The organism is Gordonia sp. 135, assembly GCF_009720185.1.
In the GTDB taxonomy this organism is placed as follows: Bacteria; Actinomycetota; Actinomycetes; order Mycobacteriales; family Mycobacteriaceae; genus Gordonia; species Gordonia alkanivorans.
Map to the genome: position 1 here is coordinate 2,957,171 of NZ_CP046257.1, position 23,363 is coordinate 2,980,533.

The 23,363-nt window shown below is 69.2% G+C and carries 22 protein-coding genes; 5 read left to right on the forward strand and 17 right to left on the reverse strand.

Annotated elements, in window-relative coordinates:
* Positions 1-29: 29 nt before the first annotated feature.
* From GKZ92_RS13335 to GKZ92_RS13350, 4 genes are all read right to left on the reverse strand, one after another.
* On the reverse strand, positions 30-2,318 hold the full coding sequence (locus GKZ92_RS13335; RefSeq protein ID WP_155225350.1) for a polyribonucleotide nucleotidyltransferase: 2,289 nt from the start codon (positions 2,316-2,318) through the stop codon (positions 30-32).
* Between the two features lie 442 nt (positions 2,319-2,760).
* Entirely contained in the window at positions 2,761-3,030 is a 270-nt protein-coding gene (rpsO, locus tag GKZ92_RS13340; protein ID WP_005199046.1) for a 30S ribosomal protein S15, read from the reverse strand.
* 77 nt (positions 3,031-3,107) lie between these two features.
* Positions 3,108-3,803, reverse strand: a complete 696-nt coding sequence (locus GKZ92_RS13345; RefSeq protein WP_006359561.1) for a hypothetical protein — start codon at positions 3,801-3,803, stop codon at positions 3,108-3,110.
* Positions 3,800-4,771: a bifunctional riboflavin kinase/FAD synthetase gene (locus GKZ92_RS13350; RefSeq protein WP_075863320.1), complete on the reverse strand. Its 972-nt coding sequence runs from the start codon at positions 4,769-4,771 to the stop codon at positions 3,800-3,802. Before GKZ92_RS13350 ends, GKZ92_RS13345 begins: the two co-directional genes overlap by 4 nt.
* A 116-nt stretch (positions 4,772-4,887) precedes the next feature.
* On the opposite strand from GKZ92_RS13350, the gene GKZ92_RS13355 reads away from it, so the two are divergent.
* Positions 4,888-5,577 carry a metal-dependent transcriptional regulator gene (locus tag GKZ92_RS13355; RefSeq protein ID WP_164905319.1) on the forward strand — a complete coding sequence of 230 codons (690 nt, stop codon included), beginning with the start codon at positions 4,888-4,890 and terminating at the stop codon, positions 5,575-5,577.
* Here the strand turns inward: GKZ92_RS13355 and truB are convergent.
* From truB to GKZ92_RS13370, 3 genes are read right to left on the reverse strand one after another with little or no spacing between them, the layout of a single operon-like run.
* Entirely contained in the window at positions 5,574-6,494 is a 921-nt protein-coding gene (truB, locus tag GKZ92_RS13360) for a tRNA pseudouridine(55) synthase TruB (protein ID WP_006359564.1), read from the reverse strand. The genes GKZ92_RS13355 and truB overlap by 4 nt on opposite strands.
* Position 6,495: 1 nt before the next feature.
* Positions 6,496-7,152 carry a 4'-phosphopantetheinyl transferase family protein gene (locus tag GKZ92_RS13365; RefSeq protein ID WP_006359565.1) on the reverse strand — a complete coding sequence of 219 codons (657 nt, stop codon included), beginning with the start codon at positions 7,150-7,152 and terminating at the stop codon, positions 6,496-6,498.
* Positions 7,149-8,138, reverse strand: a complete 990-nt coding sequence (locus GKZ92_RS13370) for a metallophosphoesterase family protein (protein WP_035754169.1) — start codon at positions 8,136-8,138, stop codon at positions 7,149-7,151. Before GKZ92_RS13370 ends, GKZ92_RS13365 begins: the two co-directional genes overlap by 4 nt.
* Positions 8,139-8,207: 69 nt before the next feature.
* Here GKZ92_RS13370 and GKZ92_RS13375 point away from each other — a divergent pair, with 69 nt between their 5' ends.
* On the forward strand, positions 8,208-9,083 hold the full coding sequence (locus tag GKZ92_RS13375; protein WP_035754118.1) for a hypothetical protein: 876 nt from the start codon (positions 8,208-8,210) through the stop codon (positions 9,081-9,083).
* 3 nt (positions 9,084-9,086) lie between these two features.
* Here GKZ92_RS13375 and GKZ92_RS13380 read toward each other — a convergent pair whose 3' ends face one another.
* From GKZ92_RS13380 to rimP, 7 genes are all read right to left on the reverse strand, one after another.
* Entirely contained in the window at positions 9,087-10,463 is a 1,377-nt protein-coding gene (locus GKZ92_RS13380) for an MATE family efflux transporter (protein ID WP_075863345.1), read from the reverse strand.
* A complete protein-coding gene (locus tag GKZ92_RS13385; RefSeq protein WP_006359569.1) occupies positions 10,460-11,416 on the reverse strand; it encodes a DHH family phosphoesterase in 957 nt (318 codons plus the stop codon). The genes GKZ92_RS13380 and GKZ92_RS13385 overlap by 4 nt, the downstream gene beginning before the upstream one ends.
* On the reverse strand, positions 11,413-11,862 hold the full coding sequence (gene rbfA, locus GKZ92_RS13390) for a 30S ribosome-binding factor RbfA (protein WP_006359570.1): 450 nt from the start codon (positions 11,860-11,862) through the stop codon (positions 11,413-11,415). The genes GKZ92_RS13385 and rbfA overlap by 4 nt, the downstream gene beginning before the upstream one ends.
* 95 nt (positions 11,863-11,957) lie before the next feature.
* On the reverse strand, positions 11,958-14,837 hold the full coding sequence (gene infB / locus GKZ92_RS13395; protein WP_035754117.1) for a translation initiation factor IF-2: 2,880 nt from the start codon (positions 14,835-14,837) through the stop codon (positions 11,958-11,960).
* A 131-nt stretch (positions 14,838-14,968) separates the two neighbouring features.
* Positions 14,969-15,223: a YlxR family protein gene (locus GKZ92_RS13400; RefSeq protein ID WP_006359310.1), complete on the reverse strand. Its 255-nt coding sequence runs from the start codon at positions 15,221-15,223 to the stop codon at positions 14,969-14,971.
* A gap of 103 nt (positions 15,224-15,326) precedes the next feature.
* Positions 15,327-16,337 carry a transcription termination factor NusA gene (gene nusA / locus GKZ92_RS13405; RefSeq protein WP_006359309.1) on the reverse strand — a complete coding sequence of 337 codons (1,011 nt, stop codon included), beginning with the start codon at positions 16,335-16,337 and terminating at the stop codon, positions 15,327-15,329.
* A 63-nt stretch (positions 16,338-16,400) separates the two neighbouring features.
* Entirely contained in the window at positions 16,401-16,970 is a 570-nt protein-coding gene (gene rimP, locus GKZ92_RS13410; protein ID WP_006359308.1) for a ribosome maturation factor RimP, read from the reverse strand.
* A 116-nt stretch (positions 16,971-17,086) separates the two neighbouring features.
* Between rimP and GKZ92_RS13415 the strand changes: the two genes are divergently transcribed.
* Positions 17,087-17,590, forward strand: a complete 504-nt coding sequence (locus GKZ92_RS13415; protein ID WP_006359307.1) for a hypothetical protein — start codon at positions 17,087-17,089, stop codon at positions 17,588-17,590.
* Positions 17,587-18,051, forward strand: coding sequence for a ferritin-like domain-containing protein (locus GKZ92_RS13420; protein ID WP_006359306.1), 465 nt, complete (start codon positions 17,587-17,589; stop codon positions 18,049-18,051). The genes GKZ92_RS13415 and GKZ92_RS13420 overlap by 4 nt, the downstream gene beginning before the upstream one ends.
* Here GKZ92_RS13420 and GKZ92_RS13425 read toward each other — a convergent pair.
* Complete coding sequence (locus GKZ92_RS13425; protein WP_035754166.1) at positions 18,048-19,778, reverse strand: proline--tRNA ligase; 1,731 nt, start codon at positions 19,776-19,778, stop codon at positions 18,048-18,050. The genes GKZ92_RS13420 and GKZ92_RS13425 overlap by 4 nt on opposite strands.
* On the opposite strand from GKZ92_RS13425, the gene yaaA reads away from it, so the two are divergent.
* Positions 19,777-20,559 carry a peroxide stress protein YaaA gene (gene yaaA / locus GKZ92_RS13430; protein ID WP_187346505.1) on the forward strand — a complete coding sequence of 261 codons (783 nt, stop codon included), beginning with the start codon at positions 19,777-19,779 and terminating at the stop codon, positions 20,557-20,559. The genes GKZ92_RS13425 and yaaA overlap by 2 nt on opposite strands.
* Here the strand turns inward: yaaA and GKZ92_RS13435 are convergent, their stop codons facing one another.
* Together GKZ92_RS13435 and cobA are read right to left on the reverse strand one after the other, a co-directional pair.
* Complete coding sequence (locus tag GKZ92_RS13435) at positions 20,560-22,059, reverse strand: DHA2 family efflux MFS transporter permease subunit (protein ID WP_035754115.1); 1,500 nt, start codon at positions 22,057-22,059, stop codon at positions 20,560-20,562. It lies immediately after the preceding gene.
* 72 nt (positions 22,060-22,131) lie between these two features.
* Positions 22,132-23,331, reverse strand: coding sequence for a uroporphyrinogen-III C-methyltransferase (gene cobA / locus GKZ92_RS13440; RefSeq protein ID WP_187346506.1), 1,200 nt, complete (start codon positions 23,329-23,331; stop codon positions 22,132-22,134).
* Positions 23,332-23,363 lie beyond the last annotated feature (32 nt).

Below are 23,363 nucleotides of genomic sequence, written 5' to 3' on the forward strand. Positions count from 1 at the left end.
CCCGATGGGGTACCTCAGTTCAGAACGGCTCAGGCGTCGGCGGTGGCCGCTTCGGCGCCTGCGGCCTCTGCCTTGTCGGCCTCTTCGTCGACCGGGACGAGGCTGATCTTGCCGCGCTCGTCGATGTCGGCGATCTCCACGCGGAGCTTGGAGCCCACGTTCACGACGTCCTCGACCTTGTTGACGCGCTTGCCCTTACCGAGCTTCGAGATGTGCACCAGGCCGTCACGACCCGGCAGCAGCGACACGAACGCACCGAAGGCGGTGGTCTTGACGACGGTGCCGAGGAAACGCTCGCCGACCTTGGGGAGCTGCGGGTTGGCGATCGCGTTGATGCGGTCGATCGCAGCCTGTGCCTTCACCCCGTCGGAGGCGCCGACGAACACGGTGCCGTCGTCCTCGATGGAGATGTTGGCGCCGGTCTCCTCGGTGATGCCGTTGATCGTCTTGCCCTTGGGGCCGATCAGCTCGCCGATCTTGTCCATCGGGATCTTGATGGTGGTGATCCGCGGTGCGAACGGGCTCATCTCGTCGGGCTCGTCGATGGCCTCGGCCATGACGTCGAGGATGGTCAGCCGGGCGTCCTTGGCCTGGCTGAGCGCACCCGCGAGCACCGGCGACGGGATGCCGTCGAGCTTGGTGTCGAGCTGCAGAGCGGTCACGAAGTCCTTCGTGCCCGCGACCTTGAAGTCCATGTCGCCGAAGGCATCCTCGGCGCCGAGGATGTCGGTCAGTGCGACATAGCGGGTCTCGCCGTCGACGGTGTCGGAGACCAGGCCCATGGCGATGCCGGCGACCGGGGCGCGCAGCGGCACACCGGCGTTGAGCAGCGACATGGTCGAGGCGCAGACCGAACCCATCGAGGTGGAACCGTTGGAGCCCAGGGCCTCCGAGACCTGACGGATCGCGTACGGGAAGTCCTCGACGCTCGGGAGCACCGGCATGAGGGCACGCTCGGCGAGCGCTCCGTGTCCGATTTCGCGACGCTTGGGCGAACCGACGCGGCCGGTCTCACCGGTCGAGTACGGCGGGAAGTTGTAGTGGTGCATGTACCGCTTGGACGTCTCGGGTCCGAGCGAGTCGATCTGCTGCGCCATCTTGACCATGTCGAGTGTGGTGATGCCCATGATCTGGGTCTCGCCACGCTCGAACAGCGCACTGCCGTGGGCGCGCGGGATCACGCCGACCTCGGCGGAGAGTGCGCGGATGTCGGTGATGCCACGACCGTCGATGCGGAAGTGGTCGGTCAGGATGCGCTGGCGCACCAGCTTCTTGGTCAGCGAACGGTAGGCGCCGCCGATCTCCTTCTCACGACCCTCGAACTGCTCGCCGAGCTGGGCGAGGATGTCGGCCTTGAGCTCGTCGGTCTTGTCGTCGCGCTCCTGCTTGCCGGGGATCGTGAGGATCTCCGAGAGGCGCTCGGTCGCGGCGGCGGCGACGGCCTCGTAGACGTCGTCCTGGTACGGCGGGTACAGCGGGAACTCCCCGGTGTCCTTGGCAGCGGCTGCGGCCAGCGACTTCTGTGCCTCGCAGAGGCGGGCGATGAACGGCTTGGCGGCTTCGAGGCCCTCGGCGACGATCGCCTCGGTCGGCGCCTGAGCACCGCCGGCGATCAGGTCGATGACGTTGTCGGTGGCCTCGGCCTCGACCATCATGATCGCGACGTCGGCGGAATCGCCTTCACCGCTGACGATACGGCCCGCGACGACCATGTCGAACACGGCGCCCTCGAGCTGTTCGACGGTCGGGAACGCCACCCACTGGCCGGCCTTGTTCTCCTCGGTCGGGATGAGCGCGACACGCACGCCGCCCACCGGGCCGGAGAACGGCAGACCCGCGAGCTGGGTCGACGCCGACGCGGCGTTGATGGCCACGACGTCGTAGAGGTCGTTCGGGTCGAGCGACAGCACGGTCACGACGACCTGGATCTCGTTGCGGAGGCCGTCGACGAAGGACGGGCGCAGCGGGCGGTCGATCAGACGGCAGGTGAGGATCGCGTCGGTCGACGGACGGCCCTCACGACGGAAGAACGATCCGGGGATGCGGCCGGCGGCGTACATCCGCTCCTCGACGTCCACGGTCAGCGGGAAGAAGTCGAAGTGCTCCTTCGGGTGCTTCGACGCGGTGGTGGTCGAGAGCAGCATGTTCTCGTCGTCGAGGTACGCGGTCACCGAGCCGGCGGCCTGCAGGGCGAGGCGTCCGGTCTCGAAGCGGATCGTGCGGGTGCCGAAGCTCCCGTTGTCGATGATCGCGGTGGCCTCGGTGATGGCGTCGTCGTACTCGTCGGTGAATTCTTCGGTGGTGTTCACATCTGTCATGTGGGGTGGAATCCCTTCGTAGCGGCTGCCGTTAGCGGCCGTCGTGATGCGCGGCCACGCAGAGATGGCCGCTTGTGCGGTTGAGGGTGGTCATCGCGAGGTGCGCAGCGTGCACCGAATGCCGGTGCAGTCGTGCTGTGGAGCTCGTCGCACGCGCGGATCGGACCGACCCAGAACGCGCCGAGAAAATACGGCAGCGGGTGAATGGCGCGACGTTTCGCGCCCGGTTGAGTGCTCAGACGGCCTTCGATCGAAGCGGCCGGAACCATTGTTCCGGCGGCCACTACCGAGGACCGATCTGGCTCGTCACGCACTGCCATCAGTTCACGGCAACGATCCGTTGTCAGCCTATCACCGCGCCGTGTCAATACCTCAATATGACAAACCGGCCACCTCCCGTTCGGGAGATGGCCGGTGGTGAGTCTGTTGTCGCGGTCTGCGATCAGCGACGCAGGCCGAGGCGCTCGATGAGCGAACGGTAGCGGTTGATGTCGACCTTGGCGACGTACTTCAGCAGGCGACGACGACGGCCGACGAGCAGCAGCAGACCGCGGCGGCTGTGGTGGTCGTGCTTGTGCTGCTTGAGGTGCTCGGTGAGGTCGACGATGCGCTTGGTCAGCAGAGCGACCTGGGCCTCGGGCGAACCGGTGTCGGTCTCGTGCAGACCGTACTCGCTGAGGATTTCCTTCTTCTGCTCGACAGTCAAAGCCATGGAGATACTCCTGTTTCTCAGTGCCGCGTCTCAGATACATCCGGTGCGCCACTGCGGACTGCAGCAACACCGACTGATCAGGCTACCTGCCGGAGTGGGCCCGCCCCAAATCCGTGCGGGACCGGCCCGAGTCCATGGATGCTGATGGCCGCGTCACGGCCGAGCCACCACCACACCAGGGCGACGGCGACCACGCCGATGACCGCACCGACGACGATCGCGATGGCGAGCAGGCGTCGGGCCGGTTGACGCTCGGCGCCTCGCCCGGTCAGCGAGACGCCGATCAGTCCGAGAACAACGGAGGTCAGGGCCGCGGCGAGCATCAGGAACAAGCCGACGGTCGGTTCACCGACGTCGGCGGCCGCCGATGTCGCCCCGATCTGCCCCAGCGGCAGCGTCAGCCCGAGGGGCCGCACGGGTACCGCCCCGGCCATGACGACGACGCCGACACCTGCCCCGGCGACCGTGGCGAAACCCGGGTGGGGTGCACCCACCCGCCGCACGAGGCCGTAGAGGGCGGCGAGACCACCGACGATGATCAGCAGACCGAGGGGGACGGTGAACCACCCGAGCGTCAGCTGGGTTCCGAGCGTCTGCGCGTAGCGCCCGTCGTGGACGCCGAAACCGTTCGGGTTGAGCGGTGCGAGTCCCACCGCGGCGAGGTCCACCCATTGCATGAACGTCGCGGCCACGACCACCAGGCCGAGCACGACCGACGCGAGGGCCGCGGCGATCGCCGACGTCTGAGCGGGACTCTTGCCGAGAGCGCTCACGATGTCTCGGCCGCCGCCAGGATCTCCCTGGTCTTGGCGACGTCGTTCCCCATCTCGTCGATGAGGGCGTCGATCCCGTCGAACTGGACCATGCCGCGGATGCGGTGGACGAAATCGACGGCGACGTGCTGGCCGTAGAGGTCGGCGTTCTTGTCGAGGACGAAGGCCTCGACCGTGCGGGTGCGTCCGGAGAAGGTCGGGTTGGTGCCCACCGACACCGCGGCCTGATAGCGCTCCCCCGGGACGACCTCACCGACGGCCGGGCCGACGCCGAGGATCGTGAACCAGGCCGCGTACACGCCGTCGGCCGGGATCGCGGCGTACATCGGCGGCGCGACGTTGGCGGTCGGATAGCCGAGATCGCGTCCGCGACCGTCACCGCGGACGACGACGCCCTCCACCCGATGCGGGCGGCCCAGGGCCTCGGCGGCGCGGTCCATGTCGCCGGCGGCGACGCAGGACCGGATGTAGGTCGACGAGTAGGTCACCGCGTGTTCGCCGAACAGCGAGATGGCCTGCACCTCGAAGCCGAACTTGGCGCCGAGCTCGGTCAGTTTCGCGACATCGCCGGCGGCCTTGCGTCCGAAGGTGAAGTTGTCCCCCACCACCACGTCGGCGGCATGCAGTGTCTCCACGAGGATGTCGTGGGCGAAGTCCTTGGGCGAGCGGGCCGCGAGCTCCGGGGTGAACGGCATGACGCAGAAGACGTCGATCCCGAGCTCCTCGGCCAGTTCTGCCCGTCGCGTCAGCGTGGTCAGTTGCGGCGGATGGGATCCCGGCCGCACGACCTCCGACGGATGCGGGTCGAAGGTCATCAGCACGGAGGGCACCCCGTGTTCCTTCGCCGCCTTCGTGGCGGCATGGATCAGTTCGGCATGCCCACGGTGCACACCGTCGAAGACACCGATGGTGACCACGCACCGTCCCCAGTCCGCGGGGATGTCATCAAGACCTCGCCATCGCAACACGCGACCAGCCTACGGGGAGCACCAGTTCCAAACCACCACCGCCACACGCCTACGAGCGGACACGATGCCGACGACGAGGTGTCGGCGAGGCGACAAGGGGACGCTAAGCTCGATCCATGCCATGGCGATCAGACCGTCCGGTGACCGAGCTGTCACAGGTCACCCAGGACTATCTGAAGGTCATCTGGACCAGCCAGGAGTGGGAGGACGTCAAGGTCACCACCAAGCTGCTGGCCCAGTCCCTCGGAGTGTCCCCGTCCACCGCGTCGGAGGCCATCCGCAAGCTCGCCGACCAGGGTCTGGTCTCCCACGAGCCCTACGGCGCGGTGACACTCACCGATCACGGCCGCGAGGCCGCGATCCTCATGGTGCGGCGCCACCGTCTCATCGAGACCTTCCTCGTCCGTGAACTCGGCTACCGCTGGGACGAGGTGCACGACGAGGCCGAGATCCTCGAGCACGCGGTGTCCGACCGCCTGATGGCCCGGCTCGACGCCAAACTCGGCTTCCCCGACCGGGATCCGCACGGCGACCCGATCCCCGCACTCGACGGTTCGATCCCCACTCCCGCCGCGGCCCTGCTCGCCGACCTCGAGGTCGGGGCGTCGGGATGCATCGCACGCATCTCCGACACCGATCCGGAGATGCTGCGCTACTTCGACGAGGTGGGCGTGGCCCTCGACCGCGTGGTGACCGTCGCCGAGAAGCGGCCGTTCGCCGGCACCATCTCGGTGTCCCTCGACGACGCGGCGCCGATCGACCTGGGCGACATCGCCGCCCGCGCGATCTTCGTCGTCCCGCGCTAACGCAGGGTCGCGGGTCGTACCACCATCACCGAACTCGCCCGCTTGCCCTTCTCCTGGATCAGCGCGATGGCCTGCTCGTGCGGGTCGACGACCACGTAGACGCCCTTCATGCCGATCGGCTCGAGCCACCGTCCCTGGCTGATGGATTCGGCCTCGTCGTCGCTGATGTCGCGGCGCGGGAAGGACAGCTTCACGGCCTCGTCGATGTCGAGGCTGACGCGGCCGTCCTCGCGGACCTCGTCGAGCGTGCGGGCGTGTTCAAGGGTGAAGGGCCCGACCGCGGTGCGTCGGAGTGCGGTGAGGTGTCCCCCGACCCCCAGTGCGGCGCCGAGGTCACGGGCCAGGGACCGGATGTAGGTACCCGACGAACAGTCCACCGCGACATCGAGATCCACCACGCCCGGGGTGCCGTTGTCGGTGTCGCCGTCGCGCCGTATGGCGAGCACGTCGAATCGTGACACGGTGACCGGGCGGGCTTCGAGGTCGAAGTCGGCGCCGGTGCGGACCAGGGCGTGCGCTCGCCGGCCGTCGACCTTGATCGCCGACACCTTCGCCGGGACCTGCTGGATGTCGCCGGTGAGATCGGCGACGCCCGAGGCGATCTCGTCGTCGGTCACACCGGAGGCGTCCGCGGTGGTGAGGATCTCCCCCTCGCGGTCGTCGGTGGTGGTCGAGGCGCCCAGCCGGATGGTCGCCGTGTAGGACTTGGTGGTCAACGATAGCAGGCCGAGAAGCTTTGTCGCCCTCTCGATCCCGACGACGAGAACGCCGGTGGCCATCGGGTCCAGGGTGCCGGCGTGGCCGACCCGGCGGGTGTCGAAGATCTTGCGGCACCGCGACACGACGTCGTGGCTGGTGATCCCGGCCTGCTTGTCGACGATGAGCAGGCCGGCCTTCTCGATGGTTGCGTCGGCCATGTCAGACCATCGCGATCGTCGTGGTGATGATGCCCCGTTCGACGAGCCAGCGGCCGTGGAACTCGATCACCGGAGCACCGCCGTCGGAGGCGGCCGGGTCGATCAGGATGCGCGAGACGAACGTCCCGGACGTATCCACGGTCTGTTCGAAGGTGATGAGGGCGTCCTCGAATCCCAGCCACCGCTTGGTGATCGGGAACCAGGCCTTGTAGGTGGCCTCCTTGGCGCAGAACAGCAGGCGGTCCCAGTGCAGTCCGGCCGGCCGGGTCGCGAGGACCTCTCGCTCGGCGGGCAGGCTGGTGTGCTCGAGGACGCCGTCGGGCAGCGCGTCGTGCGGTTCGGCGTCCATGCCGAGGGATCGAACCCCCATCGCGTGGGCGACGATCGCGGCGCGGTATCCGTCGCAGTGGGTCAGGCTGCCGACGATGCCCGCGGGCCAGATGGGGGCGCCCTTGTCGCCCTTGAGGATCGGCACCGGGTCGTAACCCAGCTGACCCAGCGCCTGCCGGGCACAGTGCCGGACGGTGGTGAACTCGCGGCGACGCTTCTCCACGGCCTTGCCGATGAGCGCCTGCTCGGCGGGCATCGCGATCAGTCCGGGCGGATCGTCGAACGCCTCCGCCGAGGCGACCCCGGATGGGAGGAGTTGTTCGATCACTGCTCGCCCTTTCGTTCTTGCCGTTCCGCCTGTCGCGTCCGGCGCTCTGCCTGCCTCTGCTCCACCCGTGCCCGGAATTCCGCGGCACGCTCGGCGTAGTCGGGCGGCAGGTCGAACCGCACCCCGTGCTCGGGGAGGTCGGACTCGCCGAGGCCGTCACCCGGCACGATGTTGCGCATCAACGGGTTCGGCAGGCCGCGCCGCTTCCACTCGCGGGGATAGCCGACCGACACCTCCTCGAACCGGATGCCGTCGTACCAGGTGGTGCGCGGGATGTGCAGGTGCCCGTACACGCAACACGACGCATTGAACTCGGTGTGCCAGTGCGCGGTCAGCTCACTGCCGCACCACAGCGCGAACTCCGGGTAGATGAGCGCATCACACGGTTCGCGGCGCAACGGCCAGTGGTTGATCAGGACCGTCTTCTCCGACGGGTCGAGGGCCTGCAGCCGGCGACGCGTGATCTCGATCCGCGCACGACCCCAGGCGTCGCGGGTCGGGAACGGCTCGGGCGAGAGCAGGAACTCATCCGTGGCCACCACGTTGCGCTCGCGCGCGAGCGCCAGCGCGGTGAGTTTATTGGCGGTGCCCTCCGGCCGGAAGGTGTAGTCGTACAGCAGGAACATCGGGACGACGCGGACCGGATCGCTGCCGTCGCCCGGGTCGAACAGCGGGTAGATGTCCTCGGGGGTCACCACGCCGATGTCGCGGCACGCCTGCACGAGATAGTCGTAGCGTGCCACACCGAACACCTGCAGCGGGTCCTTGGCCGTGGTGTACAACTCGTGGTTGCCCGGGACCCAGATAACCGTGTGGAAACGGGTCCGGAGGCGGCGCAGGGTGTCGACGATGTCGTCGGTGCGTTCGGCGACGTCACCGGCCACGATGAGCCAGTCCGCCGACGACGTCGGCCGGATCTCGTCGATGATGTGCTCGTTGCCCCGATGGGCGACGTGCAGATCGCTGATCGCCCACAAAGTTGCCACGAGGATCCATCGTGCCAGAGGTCGTGATTCCACCGTGCCCGGGGCGGGTCGGCGTGGGACGATCGAGCGGTGTACGGCGCACCCGTCGCCCCGAGCGGATCACGCCTCCCGGGCAGTCGCGGACCCTGGTGGGTCCAGGTCGTCGTGAGCTCCCTGATCCTGCTCGCCTACCTCGTCGCGCAGGTGACGGCATTCGCCGTCGGCGACACCACCGAGCGGTGGACGCAGTACGGCCTGAGCGCGGGCGTCCTGGTGATCTTCGTGGTGATCACCGCGGCGTGGGCGCGGTCGGGATGGCGGGTCACCGTTGCAGTACTGCTCGGGTTGCTGTTCGTCGGGTTGGAGCGACTCGCGCTGCTCCCGTTCTACCTCGATCTCTCGGTCACCCAGGACTGGTCGTCGGAGGTGTTCCGGCTCGCCTCGATGGCCGCGACCGCGATGCTGCTCACCGGCCTGATCCTCGTGTGGTCGATCGCCCGGCGACAGACGGCCATGACCTGGGTGGGTCTGCTCCCGTCCGCCGGGCTGGTCGCCCTGGGGACCTGGGCCACCTACTATCACCAACCGGATTTCGGCGTCGACCTCACGGCCACCGAGGTCGCCCTGCCCCTGCATTACTGGATCGGCGTGATCGCGTTCGAGACCATGTTCGGCGTCGCGGCCGTCCTCGTCCTGTGGGCGTGCGACGCGATCGGCCTCGCCACCCGCCGATCGCCCGCGACGAGCACGCCGTCGACCACGCCGAACGTGGAGAGCTTCCGGACCACCCAGCTCTACCGGACGCAGGCCGGCCAGACGGATCTGCGGGAGACCGAGCGGTACCGGCCACCGCCGCCCCCGCTCGCCCAGCCGCAACGGCGACCCGACGACCCGAGCTTCCGGACGACGCAGATCCGACGGCCCCGCGGCGACGGAACCCCCGGCGACAACCGGGACGAGCGCTGAGGGTCAGGCGGGTACGGCTCCCGTCTGCCGCCAGCGGCCGGAGCGGATGCGCCACACGACGGTCGCGAGGCGGACGACCATGAAGACCACCAGGCCCGACCACACCCCGGCCAGTCCCCAGTCGAAGATCAGCGACAGCCAGATCAGCGGCAGGAACCCGACGAGCGCGCCGGTCAGGGTCGCAGTGCGGAGGAAGGCGGCATCGCCGCTGCCGAGCAGCACGCCGTCGAGGGCGAAGACCACGCCGGCGATCGGCAGCATGCCGACGAAGAACCACCACGGCACACCGATGGCGTCGAGCACGGCGTCGTCGGAGGTGAAGACGCGCGGGATGAGCGTCGCGCCGGCCGCGAAGACCGCGGCCATCGCGGTCGCGGCGACCACCGACACCCCGGTCACGCGGCGCGCCACGGTGTCGGCGACCTTGAGGCGGCCGCCCCCGAGCGCGGCGCCGACGAGCGCCTGCGCGGCGATCGCCACCGAGTCGAGGAACAGCGCCATGAACTCCCAGAGCTGCAGTACGAGCTGATGCGCCGCGACCTGCGCGACGCCGAATCGGGCGGCCACCGCGGCGGCCGAGACGAAGCAGATCTGGAACGACAGGCTGCGCACGATGAGATCGCGTGCCATCGCCAGCTGCGCGACGATGATCGTCCGGTCGGGGCGGAACCCCTTCGATTCCGGTGACGAGCCCGCCTCGCGGATCACCCGCACCGCGAACAGCACGCCCGTGACGCCTTGGCCGATCACGTTCGCGACGGCGCTGCCCGGGAGGCCGAGCCGCGGAAACGGCCCGATGCCGTGCACGAGGCCGACCACGAGAACGGCCGCGAGGGACAGCCCGATCACCACGTAGACCACGGGCCGGCGCGTCTCCTGCACACCGCGCATCCAGCCGTTGCCGGCCATCGACAGCAGGATCAGCGGCACCCCGAACATCGCGATGCGCATCCAGTGCGCGGCATCGGCGGCCACCGCGGCCGACTCCGGCGACGACGCCCCGACGAGGAGCCGCATGACCATCGGCGCGAGCGGATAGGAGACCGCCACGATCACCACGCCGACGGCGACCGCGATCCAGCTGGCCTGCACGCCCTCGCGCACCGCGCCGGCACGGTCACCCGCACCGAACCTGCGCGCCGAGCGGGCCGTCGTGCCGTACGACAGGAAGGTGAGCTGGGTGCTGACGATCGAGAGCACCAGCGTGCCGACACCGAGCGCGGCGAGCTGCTCGCCACCGAGGCGGCCGACGACCGCGAGGTCGAGGAGCAGGTAGAGGGGTGGAGCGATGAGGACCGCGAGCGCCGAGACGGTCAGCGTCGCGATACGGGCGACACCTGTCTCGTCAGATGTCGCGGCCTCGTCGCGGGTGTCGCTCAGAGCGACTCCAGCAACCTCGCGACCACCTCGTCGGCGGTGCCGGTGTCGCTGTAGCCGGAGGCCTGACGATGCCCGCCGCCTCCATGGGCGCGGGCGATCGGGACGAGGTCGACGACCTCCTTGGACCGCAGCGACACCGTCCACACCTGCGGTTCGCTCTCCTTGAACACCGCCGCCACCTCGGCGTCGCGGGCGGTCCGGATGGTGTCGACGACGCTCTCGGACTCCTCCCAGCTCATGCCGGCGAGGGCCTTCTGGTCGACGATCGCGTAGACGAGTCCCTCGCCGTTGCACGCCGACGGGACCAGCTTCGCCGAGGCGAGGACGCCGGACATCATGGCGAACCACTCGAACGGGTGGGAGTCGAAGAGGATGCGGCTCCACCGGCGTGCGTCGACGCCGGTCTCCAGCAGGCGCGCCGCGATCCGGAAGGACTGCGGCCGGGCCCAGCGGAAGGAACCGGTGTCGGTGGTCAGCCCGGCGTAGATGCAGGTGGCGATGTCGGCGTCGAGTTCGACCCCGAGCTCGTCGAGTACGTCGAGCACCAGGACCGACGTGCAGTCGGCAGCGGGATCGATCAGGTCGAGGTCACCGAAACCGGGATTCGACGCATGATGGTCGATGGTGATCGACGTGTCGGCCGCAGTGAAGACCTCGCCCAGCGAGTCGAGGCGCTCGAGGTTCGCGGCGTCGACCGACACCACCAGTGGGTGCCCGACCACCTGGTTCGGGGAACACAGGAGTTTGCTGCCGGGCAACCCGCCGAGGGAGGCCGGCAGCTGCTCGGAACCGGGATAGGACACCTCGACGTCGACGCCGCGCCGGTCGAGGGCCAGTCCCAGTGCGAGACCGCTGCCGATGGTGTCCGCATCCGGTCGGATGTGACAGCAGATGGTCACCGCCGACGCGGACGCCAGCTCTGCGGCGATCGCCGCACTCGCCGAAGCGTTCACTCGTCGTCGCCGGCGTCGTCTGCCGAGCGGTAGGGATCGGCGTCACCGGCCGGTGATGCCTCGGCCGCCCGCCGCGCGACGAGCTCGTCGTTGGCGCGGGCGCGCGCGACGAGCTCCTCCATCTGACGGGCCGCGTCTGGGACCGTGTCGAGCATGAAGCGCAGGGTCGGGGTGAAGCGGACGCCGGTGCCGGCGCCGACCTTGGACCGGAGCACGCCGGTCGCCTTGGCCAGTCCCGCGGCCGCCGCCTCGTAGTCGGGGTCGGCGTCGATGGATTCGCCCATCACCGTGTAGTAGACGGTCGCGTCGTGCAGATCGTTGGTCACGCGGGTGTCGGTGACCGTCACGTAGGCCAGGCGCGGGTCCTTGATCTCGGTGGCGATCGCCGACGCGACGATCGTCGAGATCCGCTTGGCCAGACGTTGTGCCCGTGCTGGATCAGCCATCGGGAGTCCTTCCGTGAGCGGTGCCGTGCGCGCCGGCCCGGTGTCGGGCCGACGCGCACGGACGTGGGTCGAGAGAGCTCAGAAGCTGACGCGCATCAGTCGCGCGGCTTCTCCCGCAGCTCGTAGGTCTCGATCACGTCGTCCACCTTGATGTCCGAGTAGGTCAGCGTGAGACCACATTCGTAGCCTTCGCGAACCTCGGTGGCATCGTCCTTCTCGCGCTTGAGCGACGACACGGTGAGGTTCTCGGCGACCACGACGTTGTCACGCAGCAGGCGCGCCTTGGCGTTGCGGCGCATGATGCCCGACTGGACGAGGCAACCGGCGATGTTGCCGATCTTCGACGACTTGAAGATGGCGCGGATCTCGGCGCGGCCGAGCTCCACCTCTTCGTAGATCGGCTTGAGCATGCCCTTGAGCGCGCTCTCGATCTCGTCGATGGCCTGGTAGATCACCGAGTAGTACCGGATGTCGACGCCCTCGCGGTTGGCCAGCTCGGTGGCCTTGCCCTCCGCACGGACGTTGAAGCCGATGATGATCGCATCCGAGGCCGCCGCCAGGTTGACGTTGGTCTCGGTGACGCCACCGACACCGCGGTCGATGATGCGCAGCGACACCTCGTCGCCCATCTCGATGCCCAGCAGGGCCTCTTCGAGGGCTTCGACCGTGCCCGAGTTGTCACCCTTGAGGATGAGGTTGAGCTGGCTGGTCTCCTTGAGAGCCGAATCCAGGTCTTCCAGGCTGATCCGCTTGCGGCTGCGCGCGGCCAGCGCGTTGCGCTTGCGCGCATTGCGGCGGTCGGCGATCTGCCGGGCGATGCGGTCCTCCTCGACCACGAGCAGGTTGTCGCCTGCGCCGGGGACCGAGGTGAAACCGATGACCTGGACCGGTCGCGACGGCAGCGCCTCGGGGACGTCCTCGCCGTGCTCGTCGACCATGCGACGGACACGACCGTAGGCGTCACCGGCGACGATCGAGTCGCCGACGCGGAGCGTGCCGCGCTGTACCAGCACGGTCGCCACCGGGCCACGGCCGCGGTCGAGGTGCGCCTCGATGGCGACACCCTGGGCGTCCATGTCCGGGTTGGCACGCAGGTCGAGCGATGCGTCCGCGGTGAGCAGCACGGCTTCGAGCAGTGCGTCGATGTTCTCGCCCTGCTTGGCCGAGATGTCGACGAACATGGCGTCGCCGCCGTACTCCTCGGGCACCAGACCGTATTCGGTCAGCTGTCCGCGGATCTTCTGCGGATCGGCGCCTTCCTTGTCGATCTTGTTCACCGCGACCACGATCGGCACATCTGCCGCCTGGGCGTGGTTGACCGCCTCCACCGTCTGCGGCATGACACCGTCGTCGGCCGCGACCACGAGGATCGCGATGTCGGTGGCCTTCGCACCGCGGGCACGCATGGCGGTGAACGCCTCGTGACCCGGGGTGTCGATGAAGGTGATCAGGCGATCCTCACCGTTGAGGTGGGTGTTCACCTGGTAGGCACCGATGTGCTGCGTGATGCCGCCGGCCTCGCCCTCGCGGACGTTGGCCTTACGGATCGTGTCGAGCAATCGGGTCTTACCGTGATCGACGTGGCCCATGACGGTGACCACCGGCGGACGCTGTGCGAGGTCGTCCTCGCCGCCCTCGTCCTCGCCGTAGGTGAGGTCGAAGCTGTCGAGCAGCTCGCGGTCCTCGTCCTCCGGGCTGACGACCTGGACACGGTAGTTCATCTCCGAGCCGAGCAGCTCGAGCGTCTCGTCGTTGACCGACTCGGTCGCCGTCACCATCTCGCCGAGGTTGAACAGCGCCTGGACCAGCGATGCCGGGTTGGCGTCGATCTTGTCGGCGAAGTCGGACAGCGAGGCACCACGGGCGAGACGGATTGTCTCGCCGTTGCCGCGCGGCAGACGGACGCCACCGACGGACGGAGCTTGCATGCTCTCGTACTCGGCGCGTTTTGCCCGCTTCGACTTGCGACCCTTGCGGGGAGCGCCACCGGGACGACCGAACGCACCGGCTGCACCGCCGCGGCCACGACCGCCGCCGCCACCGGGACGACCGCGGAAGCCACCACCGGCGGGTGCGCCGGGAGCGCCGCCGCCACCGCCGGGTCCGCCGCGGTAACCGCCGCCGCCTCCGCCACGGCCACCACCGGCACCGCCGCCGCGACCACCCGGTCGGGCGTCAGGACGTGCCGCACGCGAGGGCATCGCGCCGGGGCTGGGACGAGGGGGCATGTTGCCCGGGTTGGGACGCGGACCGCCCTGACCGGGAGCGGGCCGACCGCCACCGGGGCGGGGGCCACCCTGACCGGCAGGTCCGGGACGGCCGCCACCGGGACGCGGACCGCCCTGGCCGGGGCCGGGACGAGCCGCCGGGCGCGGCGCGGGAGCCGGGGCCGACGAGTACGGGTTGTTGCCGACACGCGGAGCACGCGGGCCGGGCTTGGGGCCGGGACGAGGACCCGGCGCCTTGGTCGGCGGCGTGGGTGCTGCCGAGGCGGCGGGCGCCTGAGCTGCCGCAGGCGCCGGCGCCTCAGGTGCCGGTGCCGCGGGCTTGGGTGCACCGGGGGTCGGGGCCGTGCTCGGACGCTCGGCCGCCGCCGGTGCGGGTGTCTCGACCGGGGCGGGACCCGGCTTCGGGCCGCCCGGCTTGGGTGCGCCCGACTGGGGCGCGCTGGTCTGGGGTCCCGGGGCGGGACGCTCGGCCGGCGCTGCCGGGGCGGCACCGGGCTTCGGCGCACCGGACGGCTTGGGTCCGGGCTTGGCCGACTGACGAGGACTGGGTGCCGACGACGAACCGCCGTCCTTGGCTCCCCCGTCCGTGCCGGGGAATGATTCACGCAGTCGACGGGCCACTGGGGCCTCTACCGTCGACGACGCCGATTTGACGAACTCGCCCTGTTCCTTCAGGCGCTCGAGCACCTGCTTGCTCGTAACACCGAGCTCTTTGGCCAGTTCGTGCACGCGGGCTTTGCCTGCCACTGCTCTCCTTTGCTGGAGGCCAAGCGGCTAACCCGCTACGGCCTCGATTTATGTCCGGTACATGCTCATCGTGGGGACTTCACGGTGTGCTCATGTCTTCTGCAACCTGTTCCGGCTCCGAGGAGCCATCTTTAGTGGGTGATCACGCCGAGCTGTTCGGCGAGATCGTCCGGGTCCGCGGTCAGACCGGGAGTCCGGAGTGCCGCGGCGAAGGCCCTGCGTCGCGTCGCGACGGAGATGCACTCCGCCCTCGCATGCAACCAAGCGCCACGTCCCGGCATGGTCTTCGCGGGATCGGCCACGAGCACGGTGGCGTCCTCGCGCTGTTGCGCGACGACACGAACCAACTCGGCGGCCTGTGCCCGTTGCCGGCAACCGACACACATCCGTACCGGCCTGTGATTGGTTGACGTGCGGGGGGCGGATCGCTGAACCATCGATCAGTCTAGCGCGACCGGGCGGGTTGCGAACAATCGGCTGTCACCCGTGTCACTCGGCTCCCTCCTCGGCCGCGGGGGCGGCGTCGGAGCGGATGTCGATCCGCCAACCGGTCAGCCGGGCGGCGAGACGGGCGTTCTGTCCTTCCTTGCCGATGGCGAGGGAGAGCTGATAGTCCGGCACGACGACCCGGGCCGCCTTCGCGGCCTCGTCGACCACGGTGACCGATACAACCTTCGCCGGAGACAGCGCATTCCCGACGAACACACCGGGATCGGAGTCGAAGTCGATGATGTCGATCTTCTCGCCGGCAAGTTCGCTCATCACGTTGCGCACGCGCTGGCCCATCGGGCCGATGCAGGCGCCCTTGGCGTTGAGCCCGGCGACACCGGTGTGCACGGCGATCTTGGAGCGGTGACCGGCCTCGCGGGCGACCGCGACGATCTCGACCGAACCGTCCTCGATCTCGGGCACCTCCAGCGAGAACAGCTTGCGGACCAGGTTCGGGTGGGTGCGCGACAGCGTGATCTGCGGTCCGCGGGGGCCGCGGCTGACGCCGACGACATAGCACTTGATGCGGTCGCCGTGGGTGTAGACCTCGCCGGGCACCTGCTCGGCGGGCGGGATGACGCCCTCGGTGCTGTTGGCGTCGCTGCCGATCTGCACCACGACCATGCCTCGGGCGTTGGCGCGGGAGTCCTGCTGGACCACGCCGCCGACGATCTCGCCCTCATGGGCCACGAGGTCGCCGAAGTTCTTCTCGTTCTCGGCGTCGCGGAGGCGCTGCAGGATGACCTGACGCGCCGTGGTGGCCGCGATCCGGCCGAAGCCCTCGGGGGTGTCATCCCACTCGTGGACGACGTCGCCGTTCTGGTCGAGTTCCTGTGCCATCACGCGGACGGCACCGGACTTGCGATTGATGTCGACACGCGCATGCGGCGCGAAGCCGTCGGTGTGACGGTAGGCGGTCAGCAGGGCGGTCTCGATGGCGGTGATGACCGTCTCGATCGAGATGCCCTTGTCGGCCTCGATCATGCGCAGTGCGCCGATGTCGATGTTCATGGGGTCTGGCTCCTATTCACTTGTCGCCGCTCTTCACTTGTCACTTGTTCGGTTCTTCGGTCTTCAGTCGTTCAGTTGCGTGCGGTCCCGCGCCCGCCGACGCTCGATCTCCTCGGCGTCGAGTCCGCAGAGTTCGAGTTCGGCGACGCTCGGCTGCGAGAAGTCGACCTGCACGACGGCTCTCGTCACGGCCTCGAGCGGGATGGTCTCCACCGCGATCCGTCCGCGGAGGTTCATCACGATCTCGACGTTCGTCTCGTCGAGCTTGCCGATGCGACCGGTGAGAGACCGCTCCTCGCTCCCCTCGAGCGGGGCCACGTCGACGGCGACGCGGCGTCCGGTGTTGCGACGCCAGTGCCGCGGAAGGGTCAGGGGACGGTCGACGCCGGGCGAGGTCACCTCGAGGACGTAGGCATCCTCGTCGGTGAGTTCGGGAACCGCGTCGAGGAGCTCGGAGATCCGGTTGGACAGGTCGGCGAGGACGTCGAGATCGCCACCGCCGTCGCGGTCGACGACGATCGTCAGTTCGTCCTGGCCGTCGCGTCGGTTGACGATGACGTCTTCGAGGTCGAAACCTTGCTCTACGACAAGCTTTTCGACGAGTTCACTCACCTGCGGCGGGCTGATCGGCATGCCACTCCCCTCGTCTTCAGTTGTCGGGCCGTGCCAGGTCTCGCACGAAGTTGCTTCGACACATCCTAGTGGATCGCCGGGCATGCCCCGACCACCTTCGTTTCGCGGCTGGCATCATGTGTCGCGTGACCACATTGGATCGGCGCACCGTGTTGCGCGGAGGACTCGTGGCAGGGGTCGCGGTGGCCGGCCTGGGAGCCGTCGGCGTGTCGGGCTGCAGCACGGGACCGTCGGAGGAAACCATCACCGCCGAGCGGTTGGTACCCCTCGTGCGCAGCGCCCTCGCCGACGAGAAGAGCGCTCGATCGCTCGCCGGCGCCGAGCCCAGATATGCCGCAGCCCTCGCGGTCGTCGCAGATCAGCGCGCCGAGCACGCACGGGCGCTGCGTGAGGAGATCATCCGCCTGGACCAGGACGTCGCGACCACCGTCGACGAGCCGGGCCCCTCGACGACACCCACTCCGGCCGAACCGCCGACCCTGGTGGGCCTGCGCGCCGGACTCGAGCAGTCCTCGGGTGAAGCGCGCGATGTGGCGATCTCCCTGCCCGGATACCCGGCCGGTCTGGCCGGATCGGTCGCGGCCGCCGTGACCTCGATGCGAGAGGTGCAACTGGCATGACCAGCCCCGTCCCCTCCCCGGTGGCCGACACCGGCGACCCGCTCGTCGTCGCCGCGGACGCCGAGAACGCCGCGATCTTCACCTACGGGGTGATCACCGCGTTCGTCACGGCCGCGCGCCGTCGCATGGTCGGCGACTACGCCGCCGAGCACCGCGCCCGCCGGGACGAGATCGACCGGGCCATCACCGCCGCCGGCGGCACATCGCCGCTGGCCGCAGCCGGTTACACGCTGCCGGTGCAGGTCACCGACCCCGAGACCGCCGCTCGGGCGGCACTCGCGGCCGAGATCGACTGCACGACCGCATACCGGGCCCTGCTCGAACAGGCCGACGACGAAGCCGGCCGCCGGATCGGGGTCGACGGCCTGTCGGACTGTGCGGTCCGCGCCGCCACGTGGCGAGCGCTGCTGCAGGAAACCCCGGTCACGGTGGCGTTCCCGGGGTCTCCCGTCTCAGGCTAGGCGCGTGCCGCCGCGACGACCGCGTCCACCGCACCGTCGACGGCCACCTCCGCGGCCTCACCGGTGAACCGGTCGCGGATCTCGATGGTGCCGTTGGCATAGCCGCGTCCGACCACCACGACCGTCGGCATGCCGAGGAGCTCGGCATCCTTGAACTTCACACCGGGCGAGGCCTTGCGGTCGTCGAGGAGCACCTCGAGCCCGGCGGCGTCGAGGTCCGCGGCGAGCTGCTCGGCACCGGCGATCGCGGCCTCGTCCTTGTTGGCGATGACGAGGTGAACGGCGAACGGCGCCACGGTCTTCGGCCAGCGCAGACCCTTGTCGTCGTGCGACTGTTCGGCGATGACCGCCACCAGGCGCGACACACCGACACCGTAGGAACCCTGGGTCAGCCGGACCGGCTTGCCGTTCTCGCCGAGCACGTCGACCTCGAAGGCGTCGGTGTACTTCTGGCCGAGCTGGAAGATGTGCCCGATCTCGATGCCCTTGGCGCTCACCAGCACCCCGGCGCCGTCCGGCGACGGGTCGCCGTCGCGGACCTCGGCGGCCTCGACCGTGCCGTCGGGCGTGAAGTCGCGGCCGGCGACGAGACCGACGTAGTGGCGTCCGGGCTCGTCGGCACCGGTCATCCACGACGTCCCGTCGACCACGCGCGGGTCGACGAGGTAGCGGATACCGTTGGCCTGCAACGCCTTCGGACCGATGTAACCCTTGACGAGGAACGGGTTGGCGGTGAAGTCGGCCTCGGTGAGCAGCTCGACCTCGGCCGGCGACACGGATGCCTCGAGACGCTTGAGATCGACCTCGCGGTCGCCGGGGACGCCGACACCGATGATCTCCGGATCCTTGCCCGGCGCATGCAGTTTCACCATCACGTTCTTCAGTGTGTCGGCACCGGTGTACTCACCGTCGAGGGTCTCGTTGGCCCACGCCACGAGCGTGTCGATGGTCGAGGTGTCCGGGGTGTCGTGGACGACTGCCTCGGGCAGACCGTCGATCGGCTTCGGGGCGGGCGCATGCGTGACGACCGCCTCCACATTCGCCGCGTACCCCGACTCCAGGCATCGCACGAAGGTGTCCTCGCCGACCTCGGACTCGGCCAGGAACTCCTCGGAGGCACTGCCGCCCATCGCGCCGGAGGTGGCGGAGACGATGACGTACTTGATCTGCAGGCGTTCGAAGATCTTCTGGTACGCCTCGCGATGGGCGTTGTAGGCCTTCTTGAGGCCGGCGTCGTCGAGGTCGAAGGAGTAGGCGTCCTTCATCACGAACTCGCGACCGCGGAGGATGCCCGCGCGCGGACGCTCCTCGTCGCGGTACTTGGTCTGGATCTGGTACAGGATGACCGGCATGTCCTTGTAGGACGAGTACTCGCCCTTGACCAGCGTCGCGAAGAGTTCCTCGTGCGTGGGTCCGAGGAGCATGTCGGCGCCCTTGCGGTCCTTGAGACGGAACAGCGCGTCGCCGTACTCGGTCCATCGGTTGGTGGCCTCGTAGGGTTCGCGCGGCAGGAGCGCCGGCAGCAGGATCTCCTGACCGCCGATCGCGTTCATCTCCTCGCGCACGACGTTCTCGATGGCCTTGAGCACGCGCAGACCCAGGGGGAGCCAGGAGTAGACGCCGGGCGCGACGCGGCGGACGTAGCCCGCTCTCACCAGCAGCTTGTGGCTGGGCACCTCGGCATCGGCCGGGTCGTCGCGCAGGGTCCGCAGGAACAGGGTCGACATGCGTGTGATCACGACAAACCAGCTTAGTTATGGTGTTCCGGTGCTCGTCATCCTCCCTCCCTCCGAGACCAAATCCGACGGTGGGCGCGGGGCTCCCCTCGATCTGGACACCCTGTCGTTTTCCGAGCTGAACCCCGTCCGCAAACGGATCGGTGAGGCCATCGTCGACCTCGCCGGCGACCTCGACGCGAGCCGCACGGCGCTCGGCCTCGGCGCCACCCAGCTCTCCGAGGTGGACCGCAACGCCGACCTGTGGCTCTCCCCCACCCGCCCGGCGATCGAGCGCTACACCGGCGTGCTCTACGACGCCCTCGACCACGCCGCGCTGACCAAGGCCGGCAAGACCAAGGCAGCCGAACGACTGGCCATCGGCTCGGCACTGTTCGGTGTGGTGCGCGCTGCCGACCCGATTCCCGCCTACCGGCTGTCGGGTGGATCCAAGCTCCCCGGCATGCCGACGCTGGCGTCGATCTGGAAGCCGGAGCTGTCCCCCACGCTCGACGCCGTCGACGACTTCGTGGTGGATCTGCGTTCCGGCGTCTACCAGCAGCTCGGGCCCGTCAAGGGTGCGGTCACCGCGACGGTGATGACCGAACAGCCCGATGGATCACGCAAGGTCGTGAGCCACTTCAACAAGCACTACAAGGGCCTGATGGCGCGCGAACTGGTCCGCACACGACGCAACGTGCGCGACATCAACGGCCTTGCCGCGGTCCTGTCCGACGCCGGTCAGCGCGTCGAGATCCCCGCACCCGACCAGATCGTGGTGCTGACGGACTGACTATTCGACGCCCGCGTCGGCTGCTTCCTGGGCGGCCTGGCCCTCGGCGACCTGTTCCGGGGTGAACCGCATGAACAGGACGACGATCGCGGCGATGACCGCGATGCCGGCACACGCCGCGAAGGCGAGGCCGTAGCCCTCGGCCTGAGCGGCCAGCTGAGTCGGGTTCATGGTCTCGACGGGCTCGGTGGTGCCGCCCTTGGACAGTGCCCGCGACGTCACCATCGCCCCCACCACGACGAGGCCGACCGCTCCGCCGAGGTTCTGCGCGACCTGCGCGAGGGCGGTCAGCGGACCGATCTCGTTCGGTCCGACGCCGGCGACCACCGACAGGGTGAGCGGGATGACGGCGAGGCCCACGCCGAAGCCGATCACGATGACCGGCAGGAAGATGCTCGGGAAGTAGTCGGGGGCATCGGTGGCGATCGACGAGGCGTAGAAGCAGCCGGCGAGGATCACCGCGCCGCCGACCAGGACCAGCCAGCGCGGCTGGGTCATCAGCGAGAGCTTCGACGCGATCGCCGCGGCGATGCCGAGGCCGAAGGCGAAGGGCACGACGGCCAGACCACTCTGGATCGGCGAGTACTTCAGAATCCCCTGCAGATACAGCGAGATGAACACCGCCATGCACATCATGATCATGCTGGCGAACAGGATCGCCCCGAGTGCCGCGACGCGTGAGGTGTTGTCGAACAGCGAGAACGGCAGGATCGGGTTGGCGGCGCGTCGCTCGACCACCACGAAGGCGATCAGCGCCAGCACGCCGAGCACGAACGAGCCGATCACGACGGGCGAACCCCAGCCGTTGGGACCCTCGTTGACGCCGAGGACCAGCAAGGTGCAGCCGAGGGTGCCGAGCACCGCGCCGGGAACGTCGAGCGGCAGACGCTCGCCCTGCGATTCGCGCAGCGCGATGATCGCGCCGATCACGACGACCAGGCCGATCGGCACGTTGATGAGGAACACGAGTCGCCACGACACCTCGGTCAGCACGCCGCCCACTATCAGGCCGGCGACCGAACCGACGCCGGTCATCGCCGCATAGACGGCGAAGGCCTGGCTGCGGGGTTTGCCCGGCGCGAAGGTGGTCGCGACCAGGGCCATCGCGGTCGGGGCGGCGATGGCGGCCGACGCCCCCTGCAGTGCGCGGCCGACGATCAGGCTGGCCTCGTTCCACGCGAGACCGCACAGAAGTGAGGTCAGGGTGAAGGCCACGACGCCGACGATGAACATCCGCTTGCGGCCGAAGGTGTCACCGAGGCGGCCGCCGAGCAGCATCAGGCCACCGAAGGCCAGGACGTAGCTGGAGATGACCCAGTTGGCGCTCGACTCGGAGAGGCTGAGGGCGTCGCGGATCCGTGGGAGGGCCAGCGCCGCGACGGTGCCATCGAGCACCATGAGCAGCTGCATTCCGGACAGCACCAGGATCGGCAGTCCGAAGACCGGACGGAACTGGGCGGTGTCCACAGTTCCAGCGTGCACTGATCCGGGATTCGACATAAGGCACGACGGTACCGGCCGAGCGCGCCGATGTGCCAATCCCTGTTGGTTCGATGTCCCGAACTGCCCGGTTCAGGCGCCTTCGGTGAAAGCGGCCACCTGGCCGATGACGACGATGGCCGGCGGGCGCAACCCCTCGGCCTCGGCGACCTCGGCGGCATGCGCGAGGTCGGTGCGCAGCAGGCGCTGCGTCGGCAGCGATCCGTTCTCGATCATGGCCACCGGGGTGTCGGCGGGCCGGCCGCCCTCGAGCAGGGCGTCGGCGAAGACGTCGACCCGTTCGACGGCCATCATCAGCACGAGCGTGCCGCGCAGCTTGCCCATCGCCGACCAGTCGATCAGCGAGTCGGGGTGGCCGGGCGGGACGTGACCGGAGGCGATGACCACCTCATGGGTGACGCCGCGGTGGGTCACCGGGATGCCGGCCGACGCGGGTGCGGCGATCGAGCTGCTGATGCCGGGCACCACGGTCACCGGTACACCGGCGGCGACGCAGGCCTGCAGCTCCTCGAAGCCGCGACCGTAGACATAGGGGTCGCCGCCCTTGAGCCGGACGACGAATTTGCCCTCCTTGGCGCGCGCCACGAGGACGTCGTTGATGGCCTCCTGCTTCATCGCGCGGCCGTAGGGAACCTTCGCGGCGTCGATGATCTCCACCTGTGGGCCGAGGGATTCGAGCAGTTCGGCCGGCGCGAGACGGTCGGCGACGACGACGTCGGCCTCGGCGAGGAGGCGCTGGCCACGCACCGTGATGAGGTCGGGATCGCCGGGACCGCCGCCGACCAGCGCGACACCCGGGGCGTGCGGTTCGACGTCGTCCACGGACAGCGAGCCCTCCGCCAACGCACGGCTGATCGCGGCACGCAACGCGGCCGACAGCTTGTGGTCGCCACCGGCGAGGACACCGAACTGGACGTCGCGGTGCCGGGCGGACGCCGGGGTGACCGCGGTTCCGTACTGTGCGTCGTCGGCGCGCACACAGAAGGTGTGGCGGCGTTCGGCCTCGGCGACGACCGCCGCATTGACCGCCGGATCATCGGTGCAGGCCATCGCGTACCAGGCGCCTTCGAGGTCGCCGTCGGCGTACGCGCGGCGGGTCACGGTGATGCCCTGGAACGACTCGACGGCCGGCGTCGGGTCGATGGCGATGACGTGCACGTCGGCTCCGGCCGCGATGAGGTTCGGCAGCCGACGCTGTGCGACGGAACCGCCGCCGACGACGACCACCCTGCGGCCCGCGAGATCGAGGCCGACGAGGTAGTGACCAGACATGGCACGGAACACTACCGGGCGGTCGCCCCGTC

Coding starts and splice junctions, on each gene's coding strand:
- GKZ92_RS13335 (WP_155225350.1), bottom strand. CDS start 2,318: ATGACAGATGTGAACACCACCGAAGAATTCACCGACGAGTACGACGAC.
- rpsO (WP_005199046.1), bottom strand. CDS start 3,030: ATGGCTTTGACTGTCGAGCAGAAGAAGGAAATCCTCAGCGAGTACGGT.
- GKZ92_RS13355 (WP_164905319.1), top strand. CDS start 4,888: ATGCCATGGCGATCAGACCGTCCGGTGACCGAGCTGTCACAGGTCACC.
- truB (WP_006359564.1), bottom strand. CDS start 6,494: ATGGCCGACGCAACCATCGAGAAGGCCGGCCTGCTCATCGTCGACAAG.
- rbfA (WP_006359570.1), bottom strand. CDS start 11,862: ATGGCTGATCCAGCACGGGCACAACGTCTGGCCAAGCGGATCTCGACG.
- GKZ92_RS13400 (WP_006359310.1), bottom strand. CDS start 15,223: ATGTGTGTCGGTTGCCGGCAACGGGCACAGGCCGCCGAGTTGGTTCGT.
- nusA (WP_006359309.1), bottom strand. CDS start 16,337: ATGAACATCGACATCGGCGCACTGCGCATGATCGAGGCCGACAAGGGC.
- rimP (WP_006359308.1), bottom strand. CDS start 16,970: ATGCCGATCAGCCCGCCGCAGGTGAGTGAACTCGTCGAAAAGCTTGTC.
- GKZ92_RS13415 (WP_006359307.1), top strand. CDS start 17,087: ATGTGTCGCGTGACCACATTGGATCGGCGCACCGTGTTGCGCGGAGGA.
- GKZ92_RS13420 (WP_006359306.1), top strand. CDS start 17,587: ATGACCAGCCCCGTCCCCTCCCCGGTGGCCGACACCGGCGACCCGCTC.
- yaaA (WP_187346505.1), top strand. CDS start 19,777: ATGCGTGTGATCACGACAAACCAGCTTAGTTATGGTGTTCCGGTGCTC.
- GKZ92_RS13425 (WP_035754166.1), bottom strand. CDS start 19,778: ATGTCGACCCTGTTCCTGCGGACCCTGCGCGACGACCCGGCCGATGCC.
- GKZ92_RS13435 (WP_035754115.1), bottom strand. CDS start 22,059: ATGTCGAATCCCGGATCAGTGCACGCTGGAACTGTGGACACCGCCCAG.
- cobA (WP_187346506.1), bottom strand. CDS start 23,331: ATGTCTGGTCACTACCTCGTCGGCCTCGATCTCGCGGGCCGCAGGGTG.